The sequence below is a fragment of the Lysobacter capsici genome (genome assembly GCF_014779555.2).
GTDB lineage: Bacteria > Pseudomonadota > Gammaproteobacteria > Xanthomonadales > Xanthomonadaceae > Lysobacter > Lysobacter capsici.
The window spans coordinates 531,062-554,522 of record NZ_CP094357.1 but is presented as its reverse complement, the minus strand read 5'-3'; the positions used below and the strand labels follow the sequence as shown (position 1 = coordinate 554,522).

General features: G+C 66.7%; 16 protein-coding genes. 7 read left to right on the top strand and 9 right to left on the bottom strand.

Going from position 1 to position 23,461, the window contains the following annotated elements; all coding sequences use genetic code 11:
* The first annotated feature begins 70 nt into the window (after nucleotides 1-70).
* Both IEQ11_RS02250 and IEQ11_RS02245 read left to right on the top strand, forming a co-directional pair.
* Nucleotides 71-907, top strand: coding sequence for a thiol:disulfide interchange protein DsbA/DsbL (locus IEQ11_RS02250; protein WP_228464885.1), 837 nt, complete (start codon nucleotides 71-73; stop codon nucleotides 905-907).
* 25 nt (nucleotides 908-932) lie between these two features.
* Nucleotides 933-1,691, top strand: coding sequence for an endonuclease/exonuclease/phosphatase family protein (locus IEQ11_RS02245; RefSeq protein ID WP_036112434.1), 759 nt, complete (start codon nucleotides 933-935; stop codon nucleotides 1,689-1,691).
* A gap of 992 nt (nucleotides 1,692-2,683) precedes the next feature.
* Here the strand turns inward: IEQ11_RS02245 and IEQ11_RS02240 are convergent.
* From IEQ11_RS02240 to IEQ11_RS02230, 3 genes are all read right to left on the bottom strand, one after another.
* A complete protein-coding gene (locus IEQ11_RS02240; RefSeq protein WP_191823519.1) occupies nucleotides 2,684-5,578 on the bottom strand; it encodes a TonB-dependent receptor plug domain-containing protein in 2,895 nt (964 codons plus the stop codon).
* A 431-nt stretch (nucleotides 5,579-6,009) separates the two neighbouring features.
* Complete coding sequence (locus IEQ11_RS02235) at nucleotides 6,010-8,937, bottom strand: TonB-dependent receptor plug domain-containing protein (RefSeq protein ID WP_096412125.1); 2,928 nt, start codon at nucleotides 8,935-8,937, stop codon at nucleotides 6,010-6,012.
* Nucleotides 8,938-9,216: 279 nt separating this feature from the next.
* Nucleotides 9,217-10,014 carry a sulfite exporter TauE/SafE family protein gene (locus IEQ11_RS02230; RefSeq protein WP_194735223.1) on the bottom strand — a complete coding sequence of 266 codons (798 nt, stop codon included), beginning with the start codon at nucleotides 10,012-10,014 and terminating at the stop codon, nucleotides 9,217-9,219.
* A gap of 426 nt (nucleotides 10,015-10,440) precedes the next feature.
* Here IEQ11_RS02230 and IEQ11_RS02225 point away from each other — a divergent pair, with 426 nt between their 5' ends.
* The 4 genes from IEQ11_RS02225 to IEQ11_RS02210 all read left to right on the top strand — a co-directional run bounded on the left by IEQ11_RS02225 (nucleotide 10,441) and on the right by IEQ11_RS02210 (nucleotide 15,250).
* Nucleotides 10,441-12,513: a lytic transglycosylase domain-containing protein gene (locus tag IEQ11_RS02225; protein WP_191823518.1), complete on the top strand. Its 2,073-nt coding sequence runs from the start codon at nucleotides 10,441-10,443 to the stop codon at nucleotides 12,511-12,513.
* 10 nt (nucleotides 12,514-12,523) lie between these two features.
* Entirely contained in the window at nucleotides 12,524-13,432 is a 909-nt protein-coding gene (locus IEQ11_RS02220; protein WP_191823517.1) for a complex I NDUFA9 subunit family protein, read from the top strand.
* A 155-nt stretch (nucleotides 13,433-13,587) separates the two neighbouring features.
* Nucleotides 13,588-13,965, top strand: a complete 378-nt coding sequence (locus tag IEQ11_RS02215) for a PH domain-containing protein (protein ID WP_036112450.1) — start codon at nucleotides 13,588-13,590, stop codon at nucleotides 13,963-13,965.
* 37 nt (nucleotides 13,966-14,002) lie between these two features.
* On the top strand, nucleotides 14,003-15,250 hold the full coding sequence (locus tag IEQ11_RS02210) for a multifunctional CCA addition/repair protein (protein WP_046659793.1): 1,248 nt from the start codon (nucleotides 14,003-14,005) through the stop codon (nucleotides 15,248-15,250).
* Nucleotides 15,251-15,334: 84 nt separating this feature from the next.
* On the opposite strand, the gene IEQ11_RS02205 is transcribed toward IEQ11_RS02210, so the two are convergent.
* From IEQ11_RS02205 to IEQ11_RS02185, 5 genes are all read right to left on the bottom strand, one after another.
* Entirely contained in the window at nucleotides 15,335-15,886 is a 552-nt protein-coding gene (locus IEQ11_RS02205; RefSeq protein WP_191823516.1) for a hypothetical protein, read from the bottom strand.
* A gap of 68 nt (nucleotides 15,887-15,954) precedes the next feature.
* The gene (locus tag IEQ11_RS02200) at nucleotides 15,955-16,320 is read right to left on the bottom strand and encodes a transglycosylase SLT domain-containing protein (RefSeq protein ID WP_191823515.1); all 366 of its coding nucleotides are present in this window, start codon (nucleotides 16,318-16,320) and stop codon (nucleotides 15,955-15,957) included.
* A gap of 150 nt (nucleotides 16,321-16,470) precedes the next feature.
* Nucleotides 16,471-18,969: a TonB-dependent receptor plug domain-containing protein gene (locus tag IEQ11_RS02195; RefSeq protein WP_046659789.1), complete on the bottom strand. Its 2,499-nt coding sequence runs from the start codon at nucleotides 18,967-18,969 to the stop codon at nucleotides 16,471-16,473.
* A gap of 455 nt (nucleotides 18,970-19,424) precedes the next feature.
* Nucleotides 19,425-19,850: a VanZ family protein gene (locus IEQ11_RS02190; RefSeq protein ID WP_232526235.1), complete on the bottom strand. Its 426-nt coding sequence runs from the start codon at nucleotides 19,848-19,850 to the stop codon at nucleotides 19,425-19,427.
* Between the two features lie 52 nt (nucleotides 19,851-19,902).
* A complete protein-coding gene (locus IEQ11_RS02185; RefSeq protein WP_096412097.1) occupies nucleotides 19,903-21,087 on the bottom strand; it encodes a class I SAM-dependent methyltransferase in 1,185 nt (394 codons plus the stop codon).
* 221 nt (nucleotides 21,088-21,308) lie between these two features.
* Here IEQ11_RS02185 and IEQ11_RS02180 point away from each other — a divergent pair, with 221 nt between their 5' ends.
* Nucleotides 21,309-22,175: a hypothetical protein gene (locus tag IEQ11_RS02180; protein ID WP_191823514.1), complete on the top strand. Its 867-nt coding sequence runs from the start codon at nucleotides 21,309-21,311 to the stop codon at nucleotides 22,173-22,175.
* A gap of 221 nt (nucleotides 22,176-22,396) precedes the next feature.
* On the opposite strand, the gene IEQ11_RS02175 is transcribed toward IEQ11_RS02180, so the two are convergent.
* Complete coding sequence (locus IEQ11_RS02175; protein WP_191823513.1) at nucleotides 22,397-23,224, bottom strand: DUF6159 family protein; 828 nt, start codon at nucleotides 23,222-23,224, stop codon at nucleotides 22,397-22,399.
* Nucleotides 23,225-23,461 lie beyond the last annotated feature (237 nt).

Here is a 23,461-nt window from a genome sequence, read left to right as displayed (position 1 = left end):
TCGGCTTCGCGCATGGCGTTCGCAACGCCGCGAGGCCCTCGTCTTCTTTGATCGATTGCGGAGATTCCCGATGAATTCGCGTATGGCCTCGTTGTCCCGCTTTCCGCTGGTGCTGACCGCGCTGTTCGCGCTGGCCGCCTGCAACAAGACCGAAACCGCGCCGGCCGAGTCCGCCGCCACGCCGGCCGCGACCGAAGCCGCCACCCCGGCCGCCGAGGGCGCCACGCCGGCGCCGGCCGAGACCGCGCCGGCGCCCGCCGAACCCGCGATCCAGCCGGCCGCGGTCGCGACCCCGCCGGCCGGCCCGGCGCCGGTCGTCGGTACCGATTACGAAGAAATCCCCGGCGGCCAAGCCTTCGACCCGGTCCCGGGCAAGATCGAAGTCGCCGAAATCTTCAGCTACACCTGCCCGCACTGCGCGCAGTTCGAGCCGGTGCTGCTCGACTGGCGCAAGAAGCAGACCGCGGACGTGAAGTTCACTCCGATCGCCGGCCCCTTCGGCGGCAACCCGATCCCGTTCCAGAAGGCCTTCTACGCCGCCCAGACCCTGAGCCTGGTCGAGAAGACCCACGAAGCGATGTTCCGCGCCATCCACATCGACCAGTCGCTGAACTACCAGACCATCACCGACGAGCAGATCGGCGCGTTCTACGCCAAGTACGGCGTCAAGGCGGCCGACTTCATCGGCACCATGAACAGCTTCGCGATCAACGCCAAGGGCAAGCGCGCCGAACAGTTCATGCAGCGCTCGGGCGTGAGCTCCAGCCCGTCGCTGGTGGTCGACGGCAAGTTCCTGGTCAAGGGCAAGAGCTTCGAGGACATGCTGCGCATCACCGACCACCTGGTCGCGCAGGAACGCGCCGCGCTGCAGTCCAGCGCGCCCGCCGCCGCGGCGCCGAAGCCGTAATCGGCGCGCAAGGAACGACTCGAGCATGACCACACGCCGGCTGCGCCTGCTCAGCGCGAACATCCAGGCCGGCTCCAGCACGCGTCGCTACAGCGATTACGCGACGCGCAGCTGGTCGCATGTGCTGCCGGCCGGCAACAAGCGCGGCAGCCTCGACACCATCGCCCAGCTGGCCGGCGAACACGACATCGTCGGCCTCAACGAAAGCGATCCGGGCAGTCTGCGTTCGGGTTTCACCAACCAGACGCACTACCTTGCCCAGCGCGCCGGCTTCGATTACTGGAGCCACCAGCCCAATCGCCGCGTGGGCAATGTCGCCTCCAGCGCCAACGGCCTGTTGAGCAAGCTGGAACCGCGCGAAGTCGTCGACCATCCCCTGCCCGGCCGCATTTCCGGCCGCGGCGTGCTGATCGCGCACTACGGCAGCGACGACGACGGGCTGACCATCGCCGTCGCCCATCTTTCGCTCGGCGCCGGTTCGCGCGCCTCGCAGCTGGCCTTCATCGCCGAACTGCTGCACGACCATCCGCACGCGGTGCTGATGGGCGACTTCAACTGCTCGGCCGATCGCCCCGAGATGCAGACCTTGTTCCGCAACACCCGCCTGCAACCGCCGAACGAAGTGTTTCCGACCTTCCCGAGCTGGCGTCCGCAGCGCGCGATCGACCACATCCTGCTGGGCGATGGCCTGAGCTTCGCCGGCGCCCGCGCGGTGCCCGCGGCGTTGTCGGATCATCTGGCGTTGTCGCTGGATCTGGATGTGCCGGATCACGCGTTGCGTTGAGATGGAGGCGTGTCCGGGGGACGCGTGTGTTCGGTATTCAACGAGTTGAGTGGCCCGCGCGGGATTTTCTCGGGTCGTGCGGGCATGCCTCGGGTTGGGTGTGCTTCGATCGCGATCTTGTCCGCATGCAGCTTCGCTGCTGACTTAGTTGTTTAGTTGCTTAGTTGTTTCGCGGTTTCGCGGTTTCGCGGTTTCGCGGTTTCGCGGTTTCGCGACAGTTTACCGCTGCGAAGGCCACGGCCTCTGCGCCACGCTCTTGCTTTTCCCTCCTTTGGAAAAGGGGGGCAGGGGGGATTCGCTTTTTGCTCCACGCTGTTGTCGCACGAAGCGAAAGAGCAACTTCAAAAGCAAACACGAAAGCTAAAAGCGAATCCCCCCTGCCCCCCTTTTCCAAAGGGGGGAAAAGCAAAAGCTGTTCGTCCCCTTCCCGATTCCCGATTCCCGATTCCCGATTCCCGATTCCCGATTCCCGATTCCCGATTCCTGATTCCTGATTCCCGATTCCCGATTACTGATATCTCAGTAACCAACGCAGAATCATCGACGGCAGCGATTGGGCCTGCGTCGAGCAGAACGCGGCGTGGGGCGCGGGTTTGTATGCCTGCGATCCGGATGCGGTGCTGGAGGTATTGCGGTATGCGGGTGAGCGGGTGGACCGCTGATCGATCAGGGGGCCGAGGGTAGGAGCGGCGTGAGCCGCGATCAACCGAAGAGGTTGAATACCACTGCACCAACCGAAGCGATGAAAACCCCGAGCGCCCGCTATAAGCGCCCTGCGTTTACGGGCTTGGGTTGATTCGCTTGCGAACACCTCTTCGGTTGGTCGCGGCTCGCGCCGCTCCTACAGGGGGCACCCGTAAGCGGCGCGGGGGCGTGAACTTACCGGTGTGCACAAACGCAAACGGCCGGTGGCGAACCACCGGCCGTCGCATTGATCGCAATCGCGAACCGCGACCGACCAACGGCCGCGGCTTTAAACACCGCCGCTACGATCAGAACCGCAGATCCGCGCGCAGGTAGTAGTAACCACCACCCGGCAGGTCGTAGGTCGACCCGTCGAAGCCGTTGAGGTTGCAGGCCAGGCACACCGGCGGGTCCTTGCCGAACACGTTGTTCATGCCCGCCTGCAGCTGCAGGCCCTTGAGCACGTCGAAGCGGTAACCGACCTGGAAATCGTGGAAGGTCGTCGCGCCCAGACGGTTCTGGCCGGTCTGCGGATCGTTCTTGCACACCGCGAAATCGGCCGCGTCGCCGCAGTCTTCGACCAGCTGGCTGATGTGGCGCGCGGTCCACGACGCGTTCCAGTGACCGTAGCTCCATTCCAGGGTCGCGTTCGAAGTCCATTCGGGAATCGAACGGGTCACCGGATCGCTGACCAGTCGGCCGACCTGCAACGGCTGCAGCGAACCGTCGGCGCCGACGGCTTCGTAGTTGCCCACGATGGTGTTCTGCCAGATCAGCTTGAACTGGCCGAAGCGCGTTTCCGGCAGGGTCCAGAACACGTCGATGTCCCAGCCGTCGGTCTTGATGACGCTCAGGTTGCCCAGGAAGTTGGCGAAGCCGTCGATCTGGTCGGTGATCGGATTGCGCTGGATGCCGCCGCAGAATTCCGGCGACAGCGTCTGCACGCACAGGTTGAGCTGGGTCTGCGGGTCGATGGCCTGGATCGCGCCTTCGATGCGGTGGCTGTAGAACGTGCCCTCGATGTCGACGCGCTTGGCGATCGCGCTGTCTTCGAGAATCGACGGCGACCACACGAAGCCCAGCGAGAAGCTGGTCGAACGCTCCGGCTCGAGGTTCGGATTGCCGCCGGTCAGCACCGAGATCTGCGGATCGACCTGACGCGTTCCCGGATTGACGCCCTGCGCGGCGCAGTTGGCGGCGTTGCCGGTCGGCGGCGCGCCGTTGGAACCGATCAGGCACGGATCGATCATGCCGACGTCGGCGCGGCTCTGCGAACCGAACAGTTCGCCGATCGACGGCGCGCGGAAGCCTTCGGCGTAGGTGCCGCGCAACAGCAGTTCGTCGGCCACCTGCCAGCGCAGGCCGTACTTCGGGGTGAACTCGCCGCCGAAGGTGGAGTAATCCGAATAGCGGCCGGCCAGGCTCAGGTCCAGGCCCTTGCCGAACGCCGAGTCCTTGAACAGCGGCACGTTGAGTTCGACATAGACCTCGTTGACGTCGTACTCGCCCTGGGTCGGCAGCGACGGCACGCCGTTGTATTCGCCGCGCACGGTGATCGGGTCGGGACGGTACGAGCCTTCGTACTTGCGGTACTCATAACCGGTCGCGAACGACAGCGGCCCGGCCCACATCTCGAACAGGTCGCCCGACAGGTTGAACGTCGCCTGCTGCAGCTTGTTCTCGCTGCGGTCGTGCAGCACCGGGCTGATCCACTTGAGCATCGCCGGGGTGATGGTGTTGTAGCCGAAGATGTTCAACGGCGTGCAACCCGGCGTGGCCGCGCAGATCGCCGGATCGCCCATCGCGGTGGCGATGTTCTTGGCGTTGTAGCTGCCGCGGTTGGTCTGCTCGGCCTTGTTGCGGCTGCTGGCGAGGTTGGCGTCCCAGAACCAGGCGCGCTCGCCGACGTCGAAGGTGCCCTCCAGGCCGGTGCCGACGAACCAGGTGTCGACCTGTTGTTCGAAGCGGCGCGGGCCGCCTTCCACCGGACGGCGGCGCAGGATGCTCAGGTTGCTCGAATCGAGCTGCACGCCGAACGGGTTGAACGGATGGTTGACCGGGATCACCACGTTGGCGGCGAAGTCGTTGCCAGCGCCGGGCCCCAGGTCGATCGGCTCGGGCGCGGCGCGGTTTTCCGAATCGCGGCGATTGAGCAAGGCGCGCGCATACCAGCGCACCTTGTCGTTGATGTCGAAGCGGAACTGGCCGAACACGCCCTTGCGCTCGGACGGCGATAGCACGTAGTTGAACGGCGCGAAGTTGAACGGGTCGTTGGAACCGAAGCAATGGAAACCGTCGGTGCGCGGCATGCCGGCCGAGCACGGCGCCTGGCCGGGCGTGTAAGTCGGGTTGCTCTGGCCCGCGTTGGCGACCAGGTCGTACTTGCGGCCGTCCGGCGCGGTGAAGGCGATGCGGCCGCCGGGCACGCGCGAACTGCCCAGCGCCAGGCCGGTGCCGGGCACCGGGAAGCGCGAACGCTCGCGATCGGACGAACTGACTTCGTCCTGCTTGGTGTAGCTGGCGCCGAGGAACCAGGTGGCGCGATCGCTGCTGCCGCCATAAGCGAAGTCGAGTCCGCGGCTGGTGCCGTCGCCCTCGGTGTACTGGCCGAAATTGGTGGTGAGCTGGAAGCCGTCGAAATTGCGCCGGGTGATGATGTTGACCACGCCGGCGATCGCATCGGAGCCGTACAGCGAGGACGCGCCGTCCTCGAGCACTTCGATGCGTTCGACGATGGCCAGCGGAATGGTGTTGAGGTCGGTCGAGGAACCCACGCCGGAGGCGGAGGATTCGTTGACCCAGCGGATGCCGTCGACCAGCACCAGCACGCGCTTGGAGCCCAGATGACGCAGATCGACCGTGGTCGCGCCGGCGCCGACGCCGCCGCCGTCGGACGGGAAGCCGTCGTTGCCCGAGGCGTTGCGCTTGCCGTTGAACGACGAGCCCGAACCGGTGAGTTCCTGCACCACGTCGCCGATCGAGGTCAGGCCGGTGCGTTCGATGTCGTCGCGGGTGAGCGTCTGCACCGGGACCTGGCTTTCGATCTCGGCCTTCTTGATGCGGGTGCCGGTGACCTGGACGGTGTCCAGCGTGGTGGCCTCGCGGGCGGGTGCGGCATCCTGCGCGGCGGCGAAGCCCGGCAGGCCGATCAACAACGACAACTGGATGGCTTTCGCCAAGGCATGGCGACGCGACGCTTTCATCGGCTCTTTCTCCCTCAAGGTGATTTGGCCGGGCTCTGATGGCCCGGCTCGCCGTCGCCCCCAGCGGACGGCTGCCGAGTTTGTAAGCATTCGCGAAGCAGCCGCAAGACAGCAAAAACACGCACTGACGCGGTGCAGGAACTCAAGTCCATTTAAAACGTGATGCGATCGCGATTAGGCCGTCGCATGGTGGTCGAGAACACTCACTAAAAACGTGCTGACGTTGCGCTCGGTCGGATTCATCCAACTGGATCTGGCCCACCCATCCACCGAAAAAATCCGCCCGACGAAATCCGCCCGGCAAACCCGTCCCAACAAAAACGGCCGGTAGTTTCCTACCGGCCGTGTTCGGTTCGATGTTTCAGTCATGCACTGAAACCCGCGTCGATCGGATGCGTCCGGGTCGCGGACGCCCGATCAGCTCGACGCCATCAGAAGCGCAGGTCCGCGCGCAGGTAGAAGAAGCGGCCGCCCGGGATGTCGTAGGTGGACGCGTCGTAACCGTTGAGCGAGCACGACAGGCACACCGGCGGATCCTTGTCGGCGACGTTGTTGACGCCACCGGTGATCTGCAGGCCCTTGAGCAGTTCGAAGCGATAGCCCAGCTGCAGGTCGTGGTAGGTGATCGCCGACAGCTTGTTCTCGCCGGTCACCGGGTTGTCGCAGTACGGCGAGTCCAGCGCCGAGGCCTGACAGATTTCGGTCAGCTCGGAGATGTGGCGGATCGTCCACGACGCGTTCCAGTTGTTCTTCTTCCACGACAGCGTCGCGTTGGAGGTCCATTCCGGAATCGCGCTGTCGTTGACTTCCACGCCGGGCTTGCGCGGCTGGATCTGGCCGGCGGCGCCGACGGCTTCGTACTGGGTGACCCAGGTGTTCTGCCAGTTGATCTTGAACTGGCCCCACGAGGTTTCCGGCAGGGTCCAGAAGAAGTCGATGTCCCAGCCGGAGGTCTTGATCGAACCCAGGTTGGTCAGCTTGTTCTCGAACGAGGAGATGCCGCCGATCGAGGAACGGGTGATGCCGCCGCAGTACAGCGGATCGAGCGTCTGCACGCACAGGTTGAGCTGGGTCTGCGCGTCGATCGCCTGCACCGCGCCTTCCAGCGAGTGGCGGTAGTAGGTGACTTCGAAGTCGAACTTGTCCGACCACGGCACGCCCGCGGCCCAGGCCGGGCTGTAGACGAAGCCGGCGGTGAAGCTGCGCGCGGTTTCCGGCTCGAGGTCGGCGTTGCCGCCGGTCTGCACCGAGATCTGGCTGTTGGCCTGGGCGGCGCCGGCCGGCACGCCGAGCGCGGCGCAGTTGGCGCGGTTGCCGGTCGGCGGCGCGCCGGTGATCGAGGTCAGGCAGGGATCGCTGAGCTGCAGGTCGGCGCGGCTGGCCGAACCGAACAGTTCGCCGATCGACGGCGCGCGGAAGCCTTCGGCGTAGGTGGTGCGCAGCAGGAATTCATCGGCGACCTGCCAGCGCAGGCCGTACTTCGGCGTGAACTGACCGCCGAAGGTCGAGTAATCCGAATAGCGGCCGGCCAGGCTCAGGTCCAGGCTCTTGCCGAACGCGCCTTCCTTGATCAGCGGCAGGTTGAGTTCGACATAGGCTTCGTTGACGTCGTACTCGCCCTGGGTCGGCAGCGACTGGGTGCCGTTGTAGTAACCGGCGACCGTGATCGGATCGGGGCGGTAGAAGCCTTCGTACTTGCGGTATTCGTAACCGGCCGCGAACGACAGCGGACCGGCCCACAGGTTGAACAGGTCGCCGGAGAAGTTGGCGGTGAAGGTCTGCAGCTTCTGCTCGCTGCGGTCGCGGACGACCGGGCTGATCCACTGCAGCATCGCCGGGGTGATGGTGCCCGGGCCGCCGAAGATGTTGAGCGGCACGCAGCCCGGGGTCGCGGCGCACAGCGCCGGATCGCCCAGGGCGATGTTGATGTTGCGGACGTTGTAGCTGCCGTAGTTGGTCTGGTCGGCTTCGTTGCGGTTGCTGGCGACGTTGACGTCCCAGAAATAGGTGCGGTCGCCGACATCGAAGCTGCCCTCCACGCCGGCCGCGATGTACTTGGTGTCGACCTGCTGCTCGAACACGCGCGGGCCGCCTTCGATCGGACGGCGCGCGATGGTGTCGAGGTTGGCGTTGGGGCCGATCGAGGTCAGGTCGAAGCCGAACGGGTTGTACGGATTCAGACGCGAGATGGTGATCTGCTCGGACCACGGATTGCCGGTGCCGGCGCCGGCGCCGAGGAAGATCGGTTCCGGCGCGGCCTGGTTGACCGACTCGCGACGGTTGTACAGCGCCTTGACGTAGCCCTGCACGTTGTCGCTGAAGTGATAGCGGAACTGGCCGAACGCGCCCATGCGCTTGGACGGCGTCAGCAGCATGTTCTCGCGGGCGAAGTTGTAGCGGTTCGCGCCGGTGAACGGAATGAAGTCCTGCGGATAGCGCACGCCGTTCGGGAAGCTGCTGCCGTTGGGCGTGGTCATGTTGCAGAACGGCACCGGCGGGGTCGAGGGATCGTCGTCGACGTCGGTCAGCGGACACGCGGTGCTCGCGGTCGGCGGGTTGAAGATGAAGCGGCCGTTCGGGGTCGCCGAGCTGCCGGTCTCCACGCCCAGGCCGGGCACCGGGAAGCTCGCGACCGCGCGGTCGCGCGAGTACACCGGGTCCTGATCGACATAGCTCAAGCCCAGGAACAGGTTGGCGCGGTCGGTGTTGAAGCCCCACGCCAGGTCGACGCCCTGCAGCTCGCCGTCGCCCTTGCCGTACTGGCCGTAGTTCAGGCTGATCTGGCCGCCGTCGAAATTGCGCCGGGTGATGATGTTGACCACGCCGGCGATCGCGTCGGAGCCGTACAGCGAGGACGCGCCGTCTTCGAGGATCTCGATGCGCTCGACGATCGCCAGCGGAATGGTGTTGAGGTCGGTCGCCGCGCCCACGCCCGAGGCGGAGGACTCGTTGACCCAGCGCATGCCGTCGACCAGCACGAGCACGCGCTTGGGACCGAGGTGGCGCAGGTCGACCTGGGCCGAGCCGGCGCCGATGCCGTCGCCGTTCGGCGAGAAGCCGAAGTTGCCCGAGGAGTTGAACTTGGTGTTGAGCGCCGAGCCGGCGCCGGTGAGTTCCTGCACCACGTCGCCGATCGAGGTCAGGCCGGTGCGTTCGATGTCTTCGCGATTGAGGGTCTGGACCGGGACCTGGCTTTCGATCTCGGCCTTCTTGATGCGGGTGCCGGTGACCTGGACGGTGTCCAGCGTGGTGGCGTCTTTGGCGGGTGCGGCTTCCTGGGCGGCTGCGAAGCCCGGCAGGGCGACCAGCAGGGACAACTGGATGGCTTTCGCCAAGGCGTGACGACGCGACGCTTTCATCGACTCTCTCTCCCTCAAGGTGTTTGGCGTGGCTCTGATGGCCATTGGCGCACCGCCCGCGGCGGCCGGCGGCACCGGAAGGTTGTAAACAATTCGTGAAGCCGCCACAAGGCGCAAATAGCGGGCACTTGCCAACTGGGTCTCAGTTTTGATTGGCCTGCGGCCCGATGCGGGGCCGCGACCGGGTCGGACACGGTCGAGCGCGGGGTTTTCGTGTGCCAGCGGCGGCGATGCAGGGGCTTGCCGGAATCGCCGCGAAACGAGAAGCCGGTCGCGTTTTCAGCCGCCCAGCAGCAGGCTCACCGCGACCAGCACCAGAAACGCCGCGAACACCCGCTTGAGCGTGTCGCCATGCAGCTTGTGGGCAAGCCGCGTGCCGTAAGGCGCGCACAGCACCGAGGCGACGGCGACGCCGATCGCCGCCGGCAGGTACACATAGCCGATCGCGTGCTCGGGCAAGGCTCCGGCCGGCGCGTTGAGCGCATAGCCGATCGCGCTGGCCAGGCCGATCGCCACGCCGCAGGCCGAGGATGTGCCGACCGCGCGCACCGGCGCGACCCCGCGCCAGACCAGCAAGGGCACGGTCATGCTGCCGCCGCCGATGCCGACCACCGCCGACACCGCGCCGATGCCGACTCCCGCGGCGGTCATCGGCGCGCCTTGCGGCGGCGGCGCATCGGCGCCGAGTTCGGCGCGGTTCTTGCCGAACAGCAGCTGCGCGGCGGCGATCAGGCAGTAACCGGCGACGATCCAACGCAGCCACTCGCCGTCGATGCGCACCGCGACGAAGCTGCCGAGCCAGCCGCCGAGCAACAGGCCCGGAACCATCCAGCGCACGGTCGGCCACATCACGCTGCCGCGCTTGGCGTGGGCGCGCGCCGACGCGGTCGCGGTCAGCACGATGCTGGCCAACGAACTGGCCAGCGCGGTGTGCATGGCCGCTTCCTGCGGAATGCCGATTTCCGGCGCGATCCAGGCCAGCGCCGCGACCAGCACCAAGCCGCCGCCGATCCCGAGCAAACCGGCGAGCACGCCGGCGACCGCGCCGAGCGCGAGGAAAACCAGCCAGATCGCCATGCAGTGCTCCAAGGAATCAGCGAAGCGACGATCGCGGGTCGACCCATGGGCCTGCCCACATGCCTGGAGTCATCCGGCGAACGTCGCGATGCACCGATTCTGCATGCCATCGCTCCCACACGCGACCCACTTCCCACGCCTTTGCTTTCCGCCTTTGCTTTTCCCCCCTTTGCAAAAGGGGGGCAGGGGGGATTCGCTTTTGCCTTTCCCAATCACTACGAAAAAAGCCGCGCCCCCGAATCTCACTCATCAACCAACCCCTCGCAACAACCTCGCCAATACAAGACCACCGCCGCACCTGATCACCAAAGAACTCCTCCAGACCGCGACTTCGATAACCAAACACCGCGACCGCATTCCCACTCCGCACCCATCCACCCACCGTTCACATAAGACATTCATCCACGCTCGGCTATAGTCCCGAACATGCTCCCGCGCCCCTATTCCCTGCTGTTCGCCGCGCTCGCCGCGACCCTCGCCACCACCGCCTGCGCCCAGACCACGGCCGCGGCGCCGACGCTGCCCGCGGTCAAACCCGCGGCGATCAGCAACGCGCTGCCCGTGCCCACGGTCGATCCGCTGCTGCCGCGCGTGCGCGCCGCGATCGACGCCGCCGAACGCGGGCCGTTCGATGCCGGCCAGTACGCCGACATCGCCCGCCATCCGCTCTACGGCTGGGTCGAGTACGCCAGCCTGCGCCGCAACATCGACAGCGTGAACAACGGCCAGGCGCAGGATTTCCTCAATCGCCGCGGCAACGAAGCCTCCGGCGATGCGTTCCGCGACATCTGGCTGGCCGCGACCGCGCGCCGCGAAGACTGGGCCGCGTTCACCGCGGCGTGGACGCCGAAGAACAGCAGCGGCAAGGACCGCAGCGTCAGCCTGCGCTGCGCCGAATTGAACGCGCGCCAGGCGCTCGGCAAGGCCGACGCGCAATGGACCAAGGACGCGCAGGTGATCTGGCGCAGCAGCGGCAAGTCGCTGCCCGACAGCTGCGATGCGCCGTTCGCGGTGCTCGCCGCGCAAGGCGGGCTGAGCCCGGAGCTGCGCTGGGAACGCATCGACGCGGCCGCCGCGGAGTGGCAGCCGGCGGTGATGCGCGCGGCGGCGCGAGGATTGCCGGCGGATCAACTCGCCCAGGCCAACGACTACGCCGCGTTCCTGGACAACGTCAACGAACGCGCGCTCGCGTGGCCGAAAACCGAACGCAGCCGCAAGATCGCCTCCTACGGCCTGGCCAAGCTGGCCAAGGCGCAACCGGCCAGCGCCGAAGCGCAGTTGCCCAAATACGCCGCCGCCCTGGCATTCAGCGACGAAGACCGCGGCCGCGTGCTGTACCAGACCGCGCTGTGGTCGGTGGCCTCCTACGATTCCGAATCCGCGCGCCGGCTCAACGCCGTGCCGGAAGTGGCCTATGACGAACGCCTGCACGAATGGCGCGCGCGCGAAGCGATGTCGCGTTCGGACTGGGCCGGCGCGCTCGCCGCGATCCGCAAGATGGGCGCCAAGCAGCGCGACGAATCGCGCTGGGAGTATTTCGAAGCGCGGCTGAGCGAAATGGCCGGCGACAAGGCCAGCGCCGCGCGGCTGTACCGCGAATCGGCCAAGAATGCCGATTTCCACGGCTTCCTGTCGTCCGACCGGCTCGGCCTGCCGTACACGCTGTGCCCGGTGCAACCCAAGGACAGCGTCGCGGCCAAGGCCGCGATCGCGCGCGATCCGATCCTGCTGCGGGCGATGGGCCTGTTCCAGATCGAACGCGCCGCGTGGGCGATCCGCGAATGGGATGACGCGCTGACCCATTACGACGACACCCAGCGCCGCATCGCGATCGAAGTGGCGCAAAGCTACAACTGGTTCGACCGCGCGGTGTTCTCGCTCAACAAGACACCGAACGAACAGCGCATGTACTACCTGCGCTTCCCGCTGCACCACGGCGACACCATCCGCCGCGAATCGGCGCGCAACGGCATCGACCCGGCCTGGGTCGCCGCCGAGATCCGCGCCGAGAGCATCTTCAACCCGACCGCGCGCTCCGGCGCCAACGCGATGGGCCTGATGCAGGTGCTGCCCGGCACCGGCGCGCAGGTCGCCAAGAGCCTGGGCCTGCCCTGGGGCGGCGCGGCCAGCCTGTACGACTCGGACACCAACATCATTCTGGGCACCGCCTACCTGCGTCAGTTGCTCGACAAGTACGGCGGCCAGCCGTATTTCGCCATGGCCGGCTACAACGCCGGTCCGGCGCCGCTGGGGCGCTGGCAGTCGCAGCGGCCGGGCATGGATCCGGATTTCTGGATCGAAACGATCAGCTACAAGGAAACCCGCGAGTACGTCGCCCGCGTGTTGGCCTTCAGCGTGCTCTACGACTGGCGCCTCAACGGCGATGCGCTGAAGGTCAGCGACCGCATGCGCGGGATCAACAACACCGCGCGCAAGTCCTTCACCTGCCCGGCCTCGGCCGCCACCGCGACGGCGCCGCTGCCGGCCGAAACCGACTGAGCGCGCGCCGATGCCCGCGCCCCGTCGCCATGTCCTGATACTCGGCGGTACCGGCTTCGTCGGCCGCCACCTCGTCGAACAGCTGCTGCGCGAGCGCTGCCGCATCACCGTGCTCAGCCGCGGCGTCGATCCGGTCAAGAAGCAACTGCTGTCGCGCGACGCCAGCCTGATCGAAGGCGATGTCGGCAACCCGGATTTCCTGCGCGCGGTGCTCGACGATGTCGACGCGGTGGTCAATCTGGTCGGCATCCTCAACGAGCAAGGCGACAGCGGCGCGGGTTTCGAGCATGTCCATGTCGAACTGCTCGATGCGCTGATCGAGGCGATGCGCGACATGGGCGTGATGCGACTGCTGCAGATGAGCGCGCTCAACGCCGGCACCGGCCAGAGCCATTATCTGGAATCGCGCGGCCGCGCCGAACAGAAAGTGCGCGCGAGCAAGCTGTCGTGGACCTTGTTCCGACCGTCGGTGATCGCCGGCCCCGGCGACGGCCTGTTCTGCCGCTTCGACCAGTTGCTGCGCTACGCGCCGCTGCTGCCGATGGGCCGGGCGAACGCGCGCTTCCAGCCGGTGTGGGTCGGCGACGTCGCCCAGGCCTTCGTCAACGCCTTGAACGACGACAGCCACATCGCGCGCAGCTACAACCTGGTCGGGCCGGACGTGATGAGCCTGGGCGAGATCGTGCGCGCCACGGCGAAGGCACGCGGCCGCCTGCGCGCGGTGCTGCCGCTGCCCGATGCGCTGGGCAAGCTGCAGGCCGACATCGGCGAATTCCTGCCGGGCAAACCGATCAGCCGCGACAACTGGCGCTCGCTGCAGAGCGATTCGACCAGTGTCGAGAATGGCTTGCTGAAATTGGGCGTGACGCCGACGCCGGTGTTGCCGCACTTGCCCGAAATCCTCGGCACCCGACTGTAGGAGCGGCGTAAGCCGCGACCGCGACATCGCGCTTACGTCGTATCTGTGATGTCGCGGTCGCGGCTTACGCCGCTCCTACAGGGGGCGGACGCGACAACGTCGTCTCGACCGCCCTGCGCTAGGATGCGCATCACCGCCACGACAAGGACATCCCCATGGGCCTGCTCGACACCCTGCTCGGCCATGCCGGCGAAAAATCCACCGACAAGGTCAACGAAGATTTCGCCCCGCTGCTCGCGCCCGGCGAGAGCGTGCAGCGCGCGTTCGGCGAAATCCGCGACCTGATCGTGTTCACCGACCGCCGCCTGATCCTGGTCGACAAACAGGGCGTGACCGGTCGCAAGACCGAATTCCTCAGCCTGCCCTACCGCAGCATCGTGATGTTCTCGCTGGAAACCGCCGGCCATTTCGACCTGGAAGCCGAACTGCGGCTGTGGGTGTCGGGCCAGCCCAATCCGATCATCCGCCACCTCGGCCGCAGCGCCGGGTCGGAAGACATCATCGCGCTGCTGGCGCAGAACACGCCGCGCTAGCGCGCGCGCATCGCAACGGTATTCGAGGAACGCAAGGATGAAGGTGTATCTGGTCGGCGGCGCGGTGCGCGATTCCCTGCTCGGCCTGCCGGCGGGCGATCGCGACTACGTTGTGGTCGGCGAAACCCCCGAGGCGATGCTCGCGGCCGGATTCAAGGCGGTCGGCAAGGATTTCCCGGTGTTCCTGCACCCCGACAGCGGCGAGGAGTACGCGCTCGCGCGCACCGAACGCAAGTCCGGACGCGGCTACCGCGGCTTCGTGGTCGACGCCGATCCGTCGGTGACCTTGGACGAGGACCTGGGCCGGCGCGACTTCACCATCAACGCGATCGCCCGCGACGAAAGCGACGGCCGCCTGGTCGATCCCTACGGCGGCGCGCGCGACCTCGAGGCGAAAGTGCTGCGCCACGTCGGCCCGGCCTTCGTCGAAGACCCGTTGCGGGTGCTGCGCGCGGGCCGCTTCATGGCGCGCTTCGCCGAACACGGCTTCACCGTCGCGCCCGAGACGATGGCGTTGATGCGGCAAATGGCCGAGTCGGGCGAACTGTCCGACCTGGTCGCCGAACGGGTCTGGCAGGAACTGCGCCGCGCGCTGAGCTGCGCGCGGCCGTCGGCGTTCCTGCGCACCCTGCACGACGCCGGCGCGCTGGCGGTGGTGCTGCCGGAAGTCGACGCCTTGTACGGCGTACCGCAGCGCGCCGAATTCCATCCCGAAGTCGATACCGGCATCCACACCGAGATGGTGGTCGACATGGCCGCGCAGCTCGCGCCCGGCGACGACCTGATCGGTTTCGCCGCGCTGACCCACGACCTGGGCAAGGCGCTGACCCCGGCCGACATCCTGCCGCGCCATCTCAATCACGAACGCGCCGGACTGGAACCGCTGGCCGGCTTGTGCGCGCGCCTGAAAATACCGACCGAGCACCGCCTGCTCGCCGAAGCGGTGTGTCGCGAACACCTCAACGTGCATCGCTTCAACGAGCTGCGCGCGCGCACCGTGTTTGAGCTGATCGCGCGCTGCGACGGCTTCCGCAACCCGAAGCGGATCGAACAGATGGCGCTGGTGTGCGAAGCCGACAAGCGCGGCCGGCTGGGCTTGCAGGACGGCGAGTATCCGCAGGGACCGGCCTTGTGCGCCGCCCTGGCCGCGGCGTTGAAGGTGCGCGCGAGCGATTTGCCAGCGGGACTGGAAGGGCCGGCGGTCGGCGAGGCGATGCGGCGCGCGCGGATCGCGGCGATCGCGGCCCGTCGTGGCGAGAGCAATGAGAGCAGCGAGAGCAGCTAGTTGGCGGCTTGGTAACGGCGATAACGCAACCACCCATCGTGCGTCCGCGTTATCGCGTCGGCGCCATCCAACGCCGCGGACCGGTCAAAGATCGATCCTGATCACCCGGTAGCCGTCGGCCTCGGGCAAGGCGTCGACCATCTCCTCGCTATCGTCCTGACCGGCACCGGCGGCGAAGCGATAGACCAGGTAGCGTCGTTCGGTCTCCAGGCGTCCGCCGGGCGGAAACACCAGCAGGCGGTCCTTCGCGCCCAGGTACAACCAGCCCGGGGCATTGCGTTCGGCGAAATCGAACCGCTCGTAGGCGCGCCTACCGGTGTCGTACACCAGCACCAGTCCGCGCGGATAACCGGCCGACATGAATTCGCCCATCACCGCCAGCGCGCGCTGCCTGTCGCCGACGCATTTGACCTTGACCTCGGAGCCGCGCGAGTCGTCGGACTCGCCACCCCACAAGGTCGCCTTCGCCGCCTTGCCCTGGCGCAAAGAGTAGACGTAGGTGTCTTCGATCTTGCCGGCGCGCGAAATCTCGGCGACACGCGGCTGCTTGGCCGGCCCCAGGTCGCAGGACACGGGCTTGGTCCCGGCCAAGGCCAGGGCGGGCAGCAACAGCAGACTCAGGCCGATACGTTTCATTTGAGGTCTTTCATTTCCAGCAGCGGCTTTATCGAATTCGGATCCGCGTCCATTTTGTCGGCGGTGATCTAGATCTTGTTGCAGTACGTCGGCTGTTCCGGCCCACGGTATCCCGCGTAGACCTTGGTGATATCGCCGTTGCTCTTGTCCAGCCAGTATTGCAGGTACTCAGTGCAGACCTGGATATTGGTCGCGCCCTTGTACAATTCGTCGTTATCGTAGGCCGCCTTCGCTTCCTTGAAGGCCGCCGCCTTCTGAATATCGCTCGGGGTCTCGCCGAGTTTCGCCTTCAGGCCCACCGCGTACACCTGCTTGATCGCATTGGGCTGAACCTGCATCAATCCCTGCGCGCTGTGCTTGCCCTTGCCCGCGCGTTCGTCGAACGCCGAGTCCTTGAAGCACTGCGCGACGATCACCTGATCAGGCGCCTTCAAGCGATTTTTCGCCGGTCAAGCGGCGCCATCAATCGCATCAAAACAGCAAGATTTACTGTGCAATATCGCGAGCCGTACTCGACCGCATAAAACAAAACCGCCGCGCGACTCAGCCGCGCGGCGGTTGGTTTGCAGCGAATGCGGAGCCGCTCAGAACCGATAATCGATCCGAGCGTAATAGCTGCCGCCGTTCATGCCGAACGGCAAGGTTTCCCAGCCGTACTTGAAGCCCAGTTGCGGGAACGGCGCGCCGGTCTGCGGGTCCCACTTGTCGGGATAGGTGTCGAAGATGTTGTTGCCGCCGACGGTCACGCTGGTCTTGTCGTTGAACTTGTAACGCACCGCCAGGTCGCCGAGCCACTTGCCGCCCCAGGTCTGCTTGACGCCCGGGGTGAAGCCTTCGCCGGTCACCGGGCCGTAGTAGTTGGCGCGCGCGGTCCACTCCCACTTGTTGATCTCGTACACGCCCTGCAGCACGTGGTGTTCGCGCGGCTGGCCGCGTTCGATCAAGGTCACCTGGGTGTCGTCGAACAAGGCGCTCGGCGAGAGGATGCTCGACTGCGAACGGCGGTCCTTCACTTCGGTCTTGTTGAAATGCACCAGCGCGGTGAGGTTCAACTTGGAACCGCCGGCGAACTCGGTGTTGTGGTTGGCCACGATGTCCACGCCGGTGGTGCGGGTGTCGATGGCGTTGGTGAAGAACAGCACCTGACCGACGCCGATCGGATCGAGGATCGCGCGGATCGGGCAGTTGCCGTTGCCCGGCGCGCACGGCTGGCCGTTGGTGCCGACCGACTCGGGCTGGATGTTGCTGGAGAAAATGATGCGATCGTCGATGTCGATGCGGAACACGTCCATCGTCAGCGAGAAGCGATCGTTCGGCTTGAGCACGAAACCGACCGAGGCGCTCTTGGAGGTCTCTTCCTTCAGCGGTTCGATGCCGAACGCTCGGGTGACCGCGCTGTCCTGGCGCGCGGTCAGGGTGTCGGTCAGCACGCCGGCGGCATTGAGGTTGGTCGAGCGCTGGCTGTAGAACAGCTGCTGCACGCCCGGCGCGCGGAAACCGGTGGAGACCGTGCCGCGCAGCGCGAACTGCTCGGTCGCGTCGAAACGCGCCGACAGCTTGCCGGTGGTGGTGTTGCCGAAGTCGGAGTAATCCTCGTAACGCACCGCGCCGCCGAGCAGGAACTTGTCGGTCAGGTTGGTTTCGGCGTCGAGGTAGATCGCGTAGTTGTGGCGGCCGTCGTCGACCGCTTCGTTCGGCGAGAAGCCCGGGAAGCCCTGCATGCCCGGCTGCGCGGTGTCGCCGGTCTGGCCGACGATGTTGATCGCGCGGTTGTTGGTGCGGCCGTAGGTGTAGGTCACCGGCGCGCCGGCGCGGATCTGGTAGTCGTCCTTGCGGTATTCCACGCCGGTGCCCAGGTACAGCGGACGATCGTTGAAGCCCTTGAGGGTGCCGCGAAAATCCAGGTTGAACGTGGTCTGGTCGAACTGCAGGGTGCCGGTGTCGGCCCTCGTCGGCGACTGCGCATAAATGCCGCCGCCGGGCTTGGGCTCGTACCACCAGCTGACGTTGACCGAGTTGCTTTCCTCGAAGCCGAACTTGCTGCGGCCGCGGTTGACCGAGATGTCCCAGTCCCAGTTGTCGTTGATCGTCGCCTTGTAGCCGACCGCCAGCGAGGTGTCGTCGACCGTGGTCAGGATGTTGGGCAGGAAGCCGTCCGGGTAAAGCGCCGGCACCGTGCGGTTGTCGCCGGGGCTGCGGAAGAAGCCGGAGGAATCGCCCTTGCGCCTGGACAGGCCGCCGAACCAGTACAGCTCGCCGGCGCCGACCGGCAGGCCGCCGTTGAACCAGAAATAGGCGTCGGTCGCGTCGGCGTCGCCCAGGCGCTGGGTCACGCGCGGCGGATTGACGCGCAGGCTGTCGGGACCGGCGCGATTGGTTTCGGCGCGGTCGCGGTATTCCAGCGACAAGTTGAGGAAGCCGCCGTCGTCGCCGAGCTTGACCCCGGTGTTGACCGAGCCCTGGTAGTTGGCGCCGTCGCCGGCGTAGTTCTTGCCGGCCTGGAACGATAGCTGGGTTTCTTCGGTCTGCTTCTTCAGGATGATGTTGATCACGCCGGAGATCGCGTCCGAGCCGTACTGCGCGGCGGCGCCGTCGCGCAGCACTTCGATGCGCTCGATCGCCGACAGCGGAATGGCGTTGATGTCGGTACCGGCCGAACCGCGGCCGATGGTCTGCTGCACGTTGACCAGCGCCTGCTGGTGGCGGCGCTTGCCGTTGACCAGCACCAGCACCTGATCGGGACCGAGCGAACGCAGCGTCGCCGGACGCAGGATGTCGGTGCCGTCGCTGACGAAGGTGCGCGAGAAATTGAACGACGGCTCGAGCATCTGCAGGATCTGGCCGATCTCGGTCGCGCCGGTGGCGTTGAGTTCTTCCTTGCCGATCACGTCGACCGGCGCCGCGGTGTCCTCGGCGGCGCGACCGCGCGCGCGCGAACCGGTCACCTGCACCGCGTCGAGGGTCGTCGCATCGCGGCTGGCCGGAGCGGCGTCCTGGGCGAGCGCGGCGGTGGGGACGAAGGCGCTGGCGGCCATGGCGGCGGCCACGGCCAGCGCCAATCGGTTGCGATGCACTGAAGACATGAGTCGGTTCCTTGCGAAAGAGAGGCGGGCTCCCGTGGCCCGCGCTGGAGCCTCACAAGTTCTTAACCTTTACGCAATACGCCGTGTGACTGTGCCGACTTTGCCTTTGTGACCGATTTCCTAGAATGACGAATGGCTAATGAGCGGTTCAGCGGTTAATGGGCGGGCGTCACTGAATGGGTTCGGCGAGTGGCGGCGCTTGTCTGGCACGTCTTATGCGCATGTCGTGTGCCAGGTGCGCGAAGCGGTGGGTTGCGCGGGGTGGCAGGCCGTCGTCGTGGGTGCGGTGGCGCGGTCGCGGCTCGCGCCGCTCCTACAGGGGCTAGGGGCGGGGAGCGTGCCGGTGTCGGCGTGATTGGGCGAAACGACTGTAGGAGCGGCGCGAGCCGCGACCACGTCAATGAAACAACGCCGCAATCCCGCTGCCGTTCCACAGCCGTCCCGCTGCGCCCCGCTCAACCCCGCTTAGGCGCCAGCCTGCGATCGACCCGCTGCAGCCACAACGCCACCGGCGTGCGCGCCAAGAACAAACCGGCCAAGGCGCCCAGGCCGTTGGCCAGGGCATCGGCGGCGTCGCCGCTGCGCGAATCGGTCAGCTGGGCCTGGGCGAATTCCAGGCCGACGCCCATCGCGATCAAACCGATCGCCGCGATCGCCTGCGGCCGCATCCGCGCGAACAACATGCCGGCATAGGCCGACATCGCCAGGTAGGCGCTGAAGTGTTCGATCTTGTCGAACTGCGAAAACGGGGTCGGCGGCAGATCGCGCGCGGGCAACAGGCAGGTCGCGATCACCACCGCGATCATCGCCAGCCACAGCGCGACCCACAGCGCGGGACGTTCGAACTCGCGCAGCCACGCGCGCGCTGGCGCGACGCTCACGGGCCCGCGCCCACGAACAACTCGACACACCGTTCGACGAACCGACACGCGCTCACAGGCGATGACTCAGATCGCCGGCCAGGAACGCGACGCCGAATTCGACGTCCTTCTGCAAGCCCATCACCTGGAAGCGCTCGCCCATCTCGCTGGGCAAGGTCAGCTGCTTGACCTCGGCGAGCCGGCGCTGCTTTTCGGCTTCGTCCTTGATCGTCTCGATCCGCTGCAACACGCCGGCCAGGCCGTTGCCGAGCAGGAAATTCGCCTGCGAGCAATAACCCGCCAGATCGAATCCGGCATGCACGCCGGCCTCGACCAATGCGGTGAAATCCACCGAGGCGGTCAGGTCCTGCAAGCCCGGCCACAGCAAGGGATCGCCGTGCATGCGATGACGGTAGAACGCGCGCAAGGTGCCGTCGCTGCGTTCGGGCGCGTAGAACTCGCCGCGCGGATAACCGTAGTCGACGAACAGCATCGCGCCGCGGCGCAAACCGCCGGACACGGCCTGAATCCAGTACGGCAACTGCGGCAACAACTCGGAGCGATAGCCTTCGGCGAAGGGATGTTCGAGCCGGCGCTCGGCCTGGCGCACCGCGTTGGCGAGAAAATCGTCGGCCGGACGCAACTCGCGGGCGAAACCCTCGCCCTCGACCACGATGTGTTCTTCGTGGACTTCTTCGTTATGGATGGCGAAGCGCGGCGTCGGCAGCGCATCGATCACTTCGTTGGCGAACAGCACGCCGTCCCACTCGTCGCCGAACGGGCCGTCCGGCCATTCGAGCAGTTCGAACAAGGGCGGCACCAGACGTTCGCGCAGCCGCTCGCGCTGGCGGTGACGCAGCTCGGCGCTGGGTTCGAGGATGGCGTAGCGATCGGGCAGCGCATCGAGTTCCAGCAGCCGCTTGAGCGCGACCTCGGCGAACGCGCCGGTGCCGCCGCCGACTTCCAGAAACCGCGCCTGCGGTCCGATCTGCTGCAACACCGGCGCCACCGCTTCGGCCACGCAGGCGGCGAAGATCGGCCCGAGCTCGGGCGCGGTGACGAAATCGCCGTCGCGGCCGAACTTGCTCGCGCCGGCGCTGTAATAGCCCAGGCCGGGCGCGTACAAGGCCAGTTCCATGTAGCGCGAGAACGGAATCGCCCCGCCGTTCGCGGCGATCTGCTCGCGGATCAATTGGGCCAGGCGCGCGCTGTGGGCGAGCGCGTCGGCGTCGGGAGGCGGCAGATCGAAGGTTTTCAAAGGTCTGGGGCGGCGGCAGGAACAGGGCGTCAGGATACGGTCCGGCGACGGCGCCGGCGAGTCGCGCGCGGCGAACGGGCTGTTGCACCATCACGCAGCGCCGCGCCGCCCGGCGCCGGACGCTAGCGCTTTGGTACTAAACCCGCGGCTTTCGGCGCGGTGTGCGGTTTACTTTCAACCTGTCCGTGCACGATGGCGCGGTCATCCAGGGAGGTTCGCGCATGAGCACGGTCGATCCGGCCATCGTCCGGCGCCAGGAACTGATCGATCAGTTTCGACAGCCGCAACGGCCCAGCGGGCTGTTCTGGGTCTTGGTTTCGATCGTCGCCGCGCTGTGGGGCCTGTTCGCCTATTCGGTCGCGCACGTCGGTCAGTACCCCGTCGGCGACGGCTATGTGGCGCCCTTGGCGTATGCGGCCGACGCCACCCCGCCGATGTTCTGGGGCATCTTCGTCGGCGCCTTCGGCGCATTTATTCTCGGCTTCCTGCTGAGCTTCGCCCTGGCCGAGCTATACGGCATGGCGGCGACCACCTGGGGCGGCTTCGCCGTGACTCAGGTCGCCTGGGCGCTCGGCCTGTGGCGCGGCGCGGCGGATGCGTGGCTGCCGCCGGTGCCGCTCGGCGCATCGCTGGCCGCGCCCTCGCCGCCCAGCGCGCAGTGGGACCGGCTGACCTGGCTGGGTTGGCATTCGCAGTACTGGTTGCCGCTGTTGCTGGTCGCCACGGCGCTGGTGTGCGCGATGCTCGCGCGGCGCGCTTACCGCAAGCGCCTGCGCTACTTCCAGCGTCTGCGCCGGATCGTCGGCGAAGGCACGCGTACCGCCGGCGTGGTGACCGAAACCCACGACACCGGCGTGGAGATCCTCAACCAGCCGCGCATTCGCTACGTGGTCAAGTTCAGCGATCACCAGGGCGTCGAACGCTGGGTGACCAAGACCGGGCAGTTCGACGCGATGCAGTTGCCGCGCGCGGGCGATGCGGCGGTGGTGTGGTTCTATCCCGAGCATGCCGGCGACGAAAGCCGGATCGCGGTGGCGCTGGGGGCGGTCGACGATGAATTGCTGGCCGCGGCGTTGGCCAAAACCTAGTGGCGAGTCATCGCGCCGCGGTGATTGCGCGCGCTTCGGCGTGGTCGCGGTGGCGCGGTCGCGACTAGCGGCGCGCCAGCAATCGGTTTACGTGGTTGCGATGCGAGCATGCGGGCTCGCTTACCTTGCCATTGCAAATGCCGCGCGAGCGACAAGCGCGAAATCGCAAACAAATCGGGGCGCCGAAGCGCCCCGATCCTGGCCGTCGCGAATGCTGCGCCTCAACGAACCAGCGAGCTTTCCAGTTGCAGGCCCTCAAAGCCGCGCGGCACCTCGCCGTCGACCGCATACCGGTACAACGCCGCCGAGTACACGCTGCCGAGCGCGCTCTGGTACACCGCCAATGCCAGCAGCACCAGCACGGTGATCGCGCCGAGCAATACCGCCAGCGCCGAAGACAGCAGGCCCAGCACATACGCCAGGCCGAAGCCGATCAGGCCGACCGCGACCATCGCCAGGCCCGTGGCCAGGCCGATCCCGACCATGCCCGCCGTGCTCTCGCCCCAGGTGCGCTTGAACATCGCCACGCTGCGCTTGACCGCATCGACCGGGCCGACGTCCTCGGCGACCAGCACCGGCACCACCAGGAACGTCGCCATGGTCCAGGCCGCGCCGAGCGCGCCGCCGATCAGGCGCACGATGAAGTTGTTGTCGCGGTCCTTGAGCGCCTTGAGGATCATGCCGACGGTCGCGGCGATCGCCGCATACCCGGCGATCGCGCCCAAGCGCGAGCGCGCGGCGTTGAAGCCGTCGGCCAGGGTCGGGTCGCCGCCTTCCAGCCGGATCATCGCCGCGCTGACCAGCGCGCAATTGCAGAAGATGATCGCGAAGTACTGGCAGAAGTAGAACGCGAAGGCGAACAGCAGCGAACCCGGCCCATAGCCGTCGGCGAACACGTCCAGCGCCAGCGCCGGAATCAGGAACGTCGCCAGCACGACCAGCACGCAGACCGCCGATATGATCGGGAAGATCAACAGCTCCCGATCCGAATTGAGCACCGCCGCGCTGGCCTTGGCCAATTGCCAGCTGCGGGAAATTTTCTCGAACATCGCCTGCCCCCAGGTTTAGTGACCGGGGCATCGTCGAACCTGTGATGGGAATTCGCAAGTGGGAGATGCACTGCGATCTGAAACAAGCGCGTCGGGGCTGCCCCCACAAAAGACCTTCGGCGCTCGCGCTTGCGGGCGGTTTTCGTGTCTGGGCTCAGGCCGACGCTTCGAAGTCTTTTGTGGGCGGGGCGTCAGCCCCGACGCTTTCGTCTTGGATCGCCGAACACCCAAGCCATC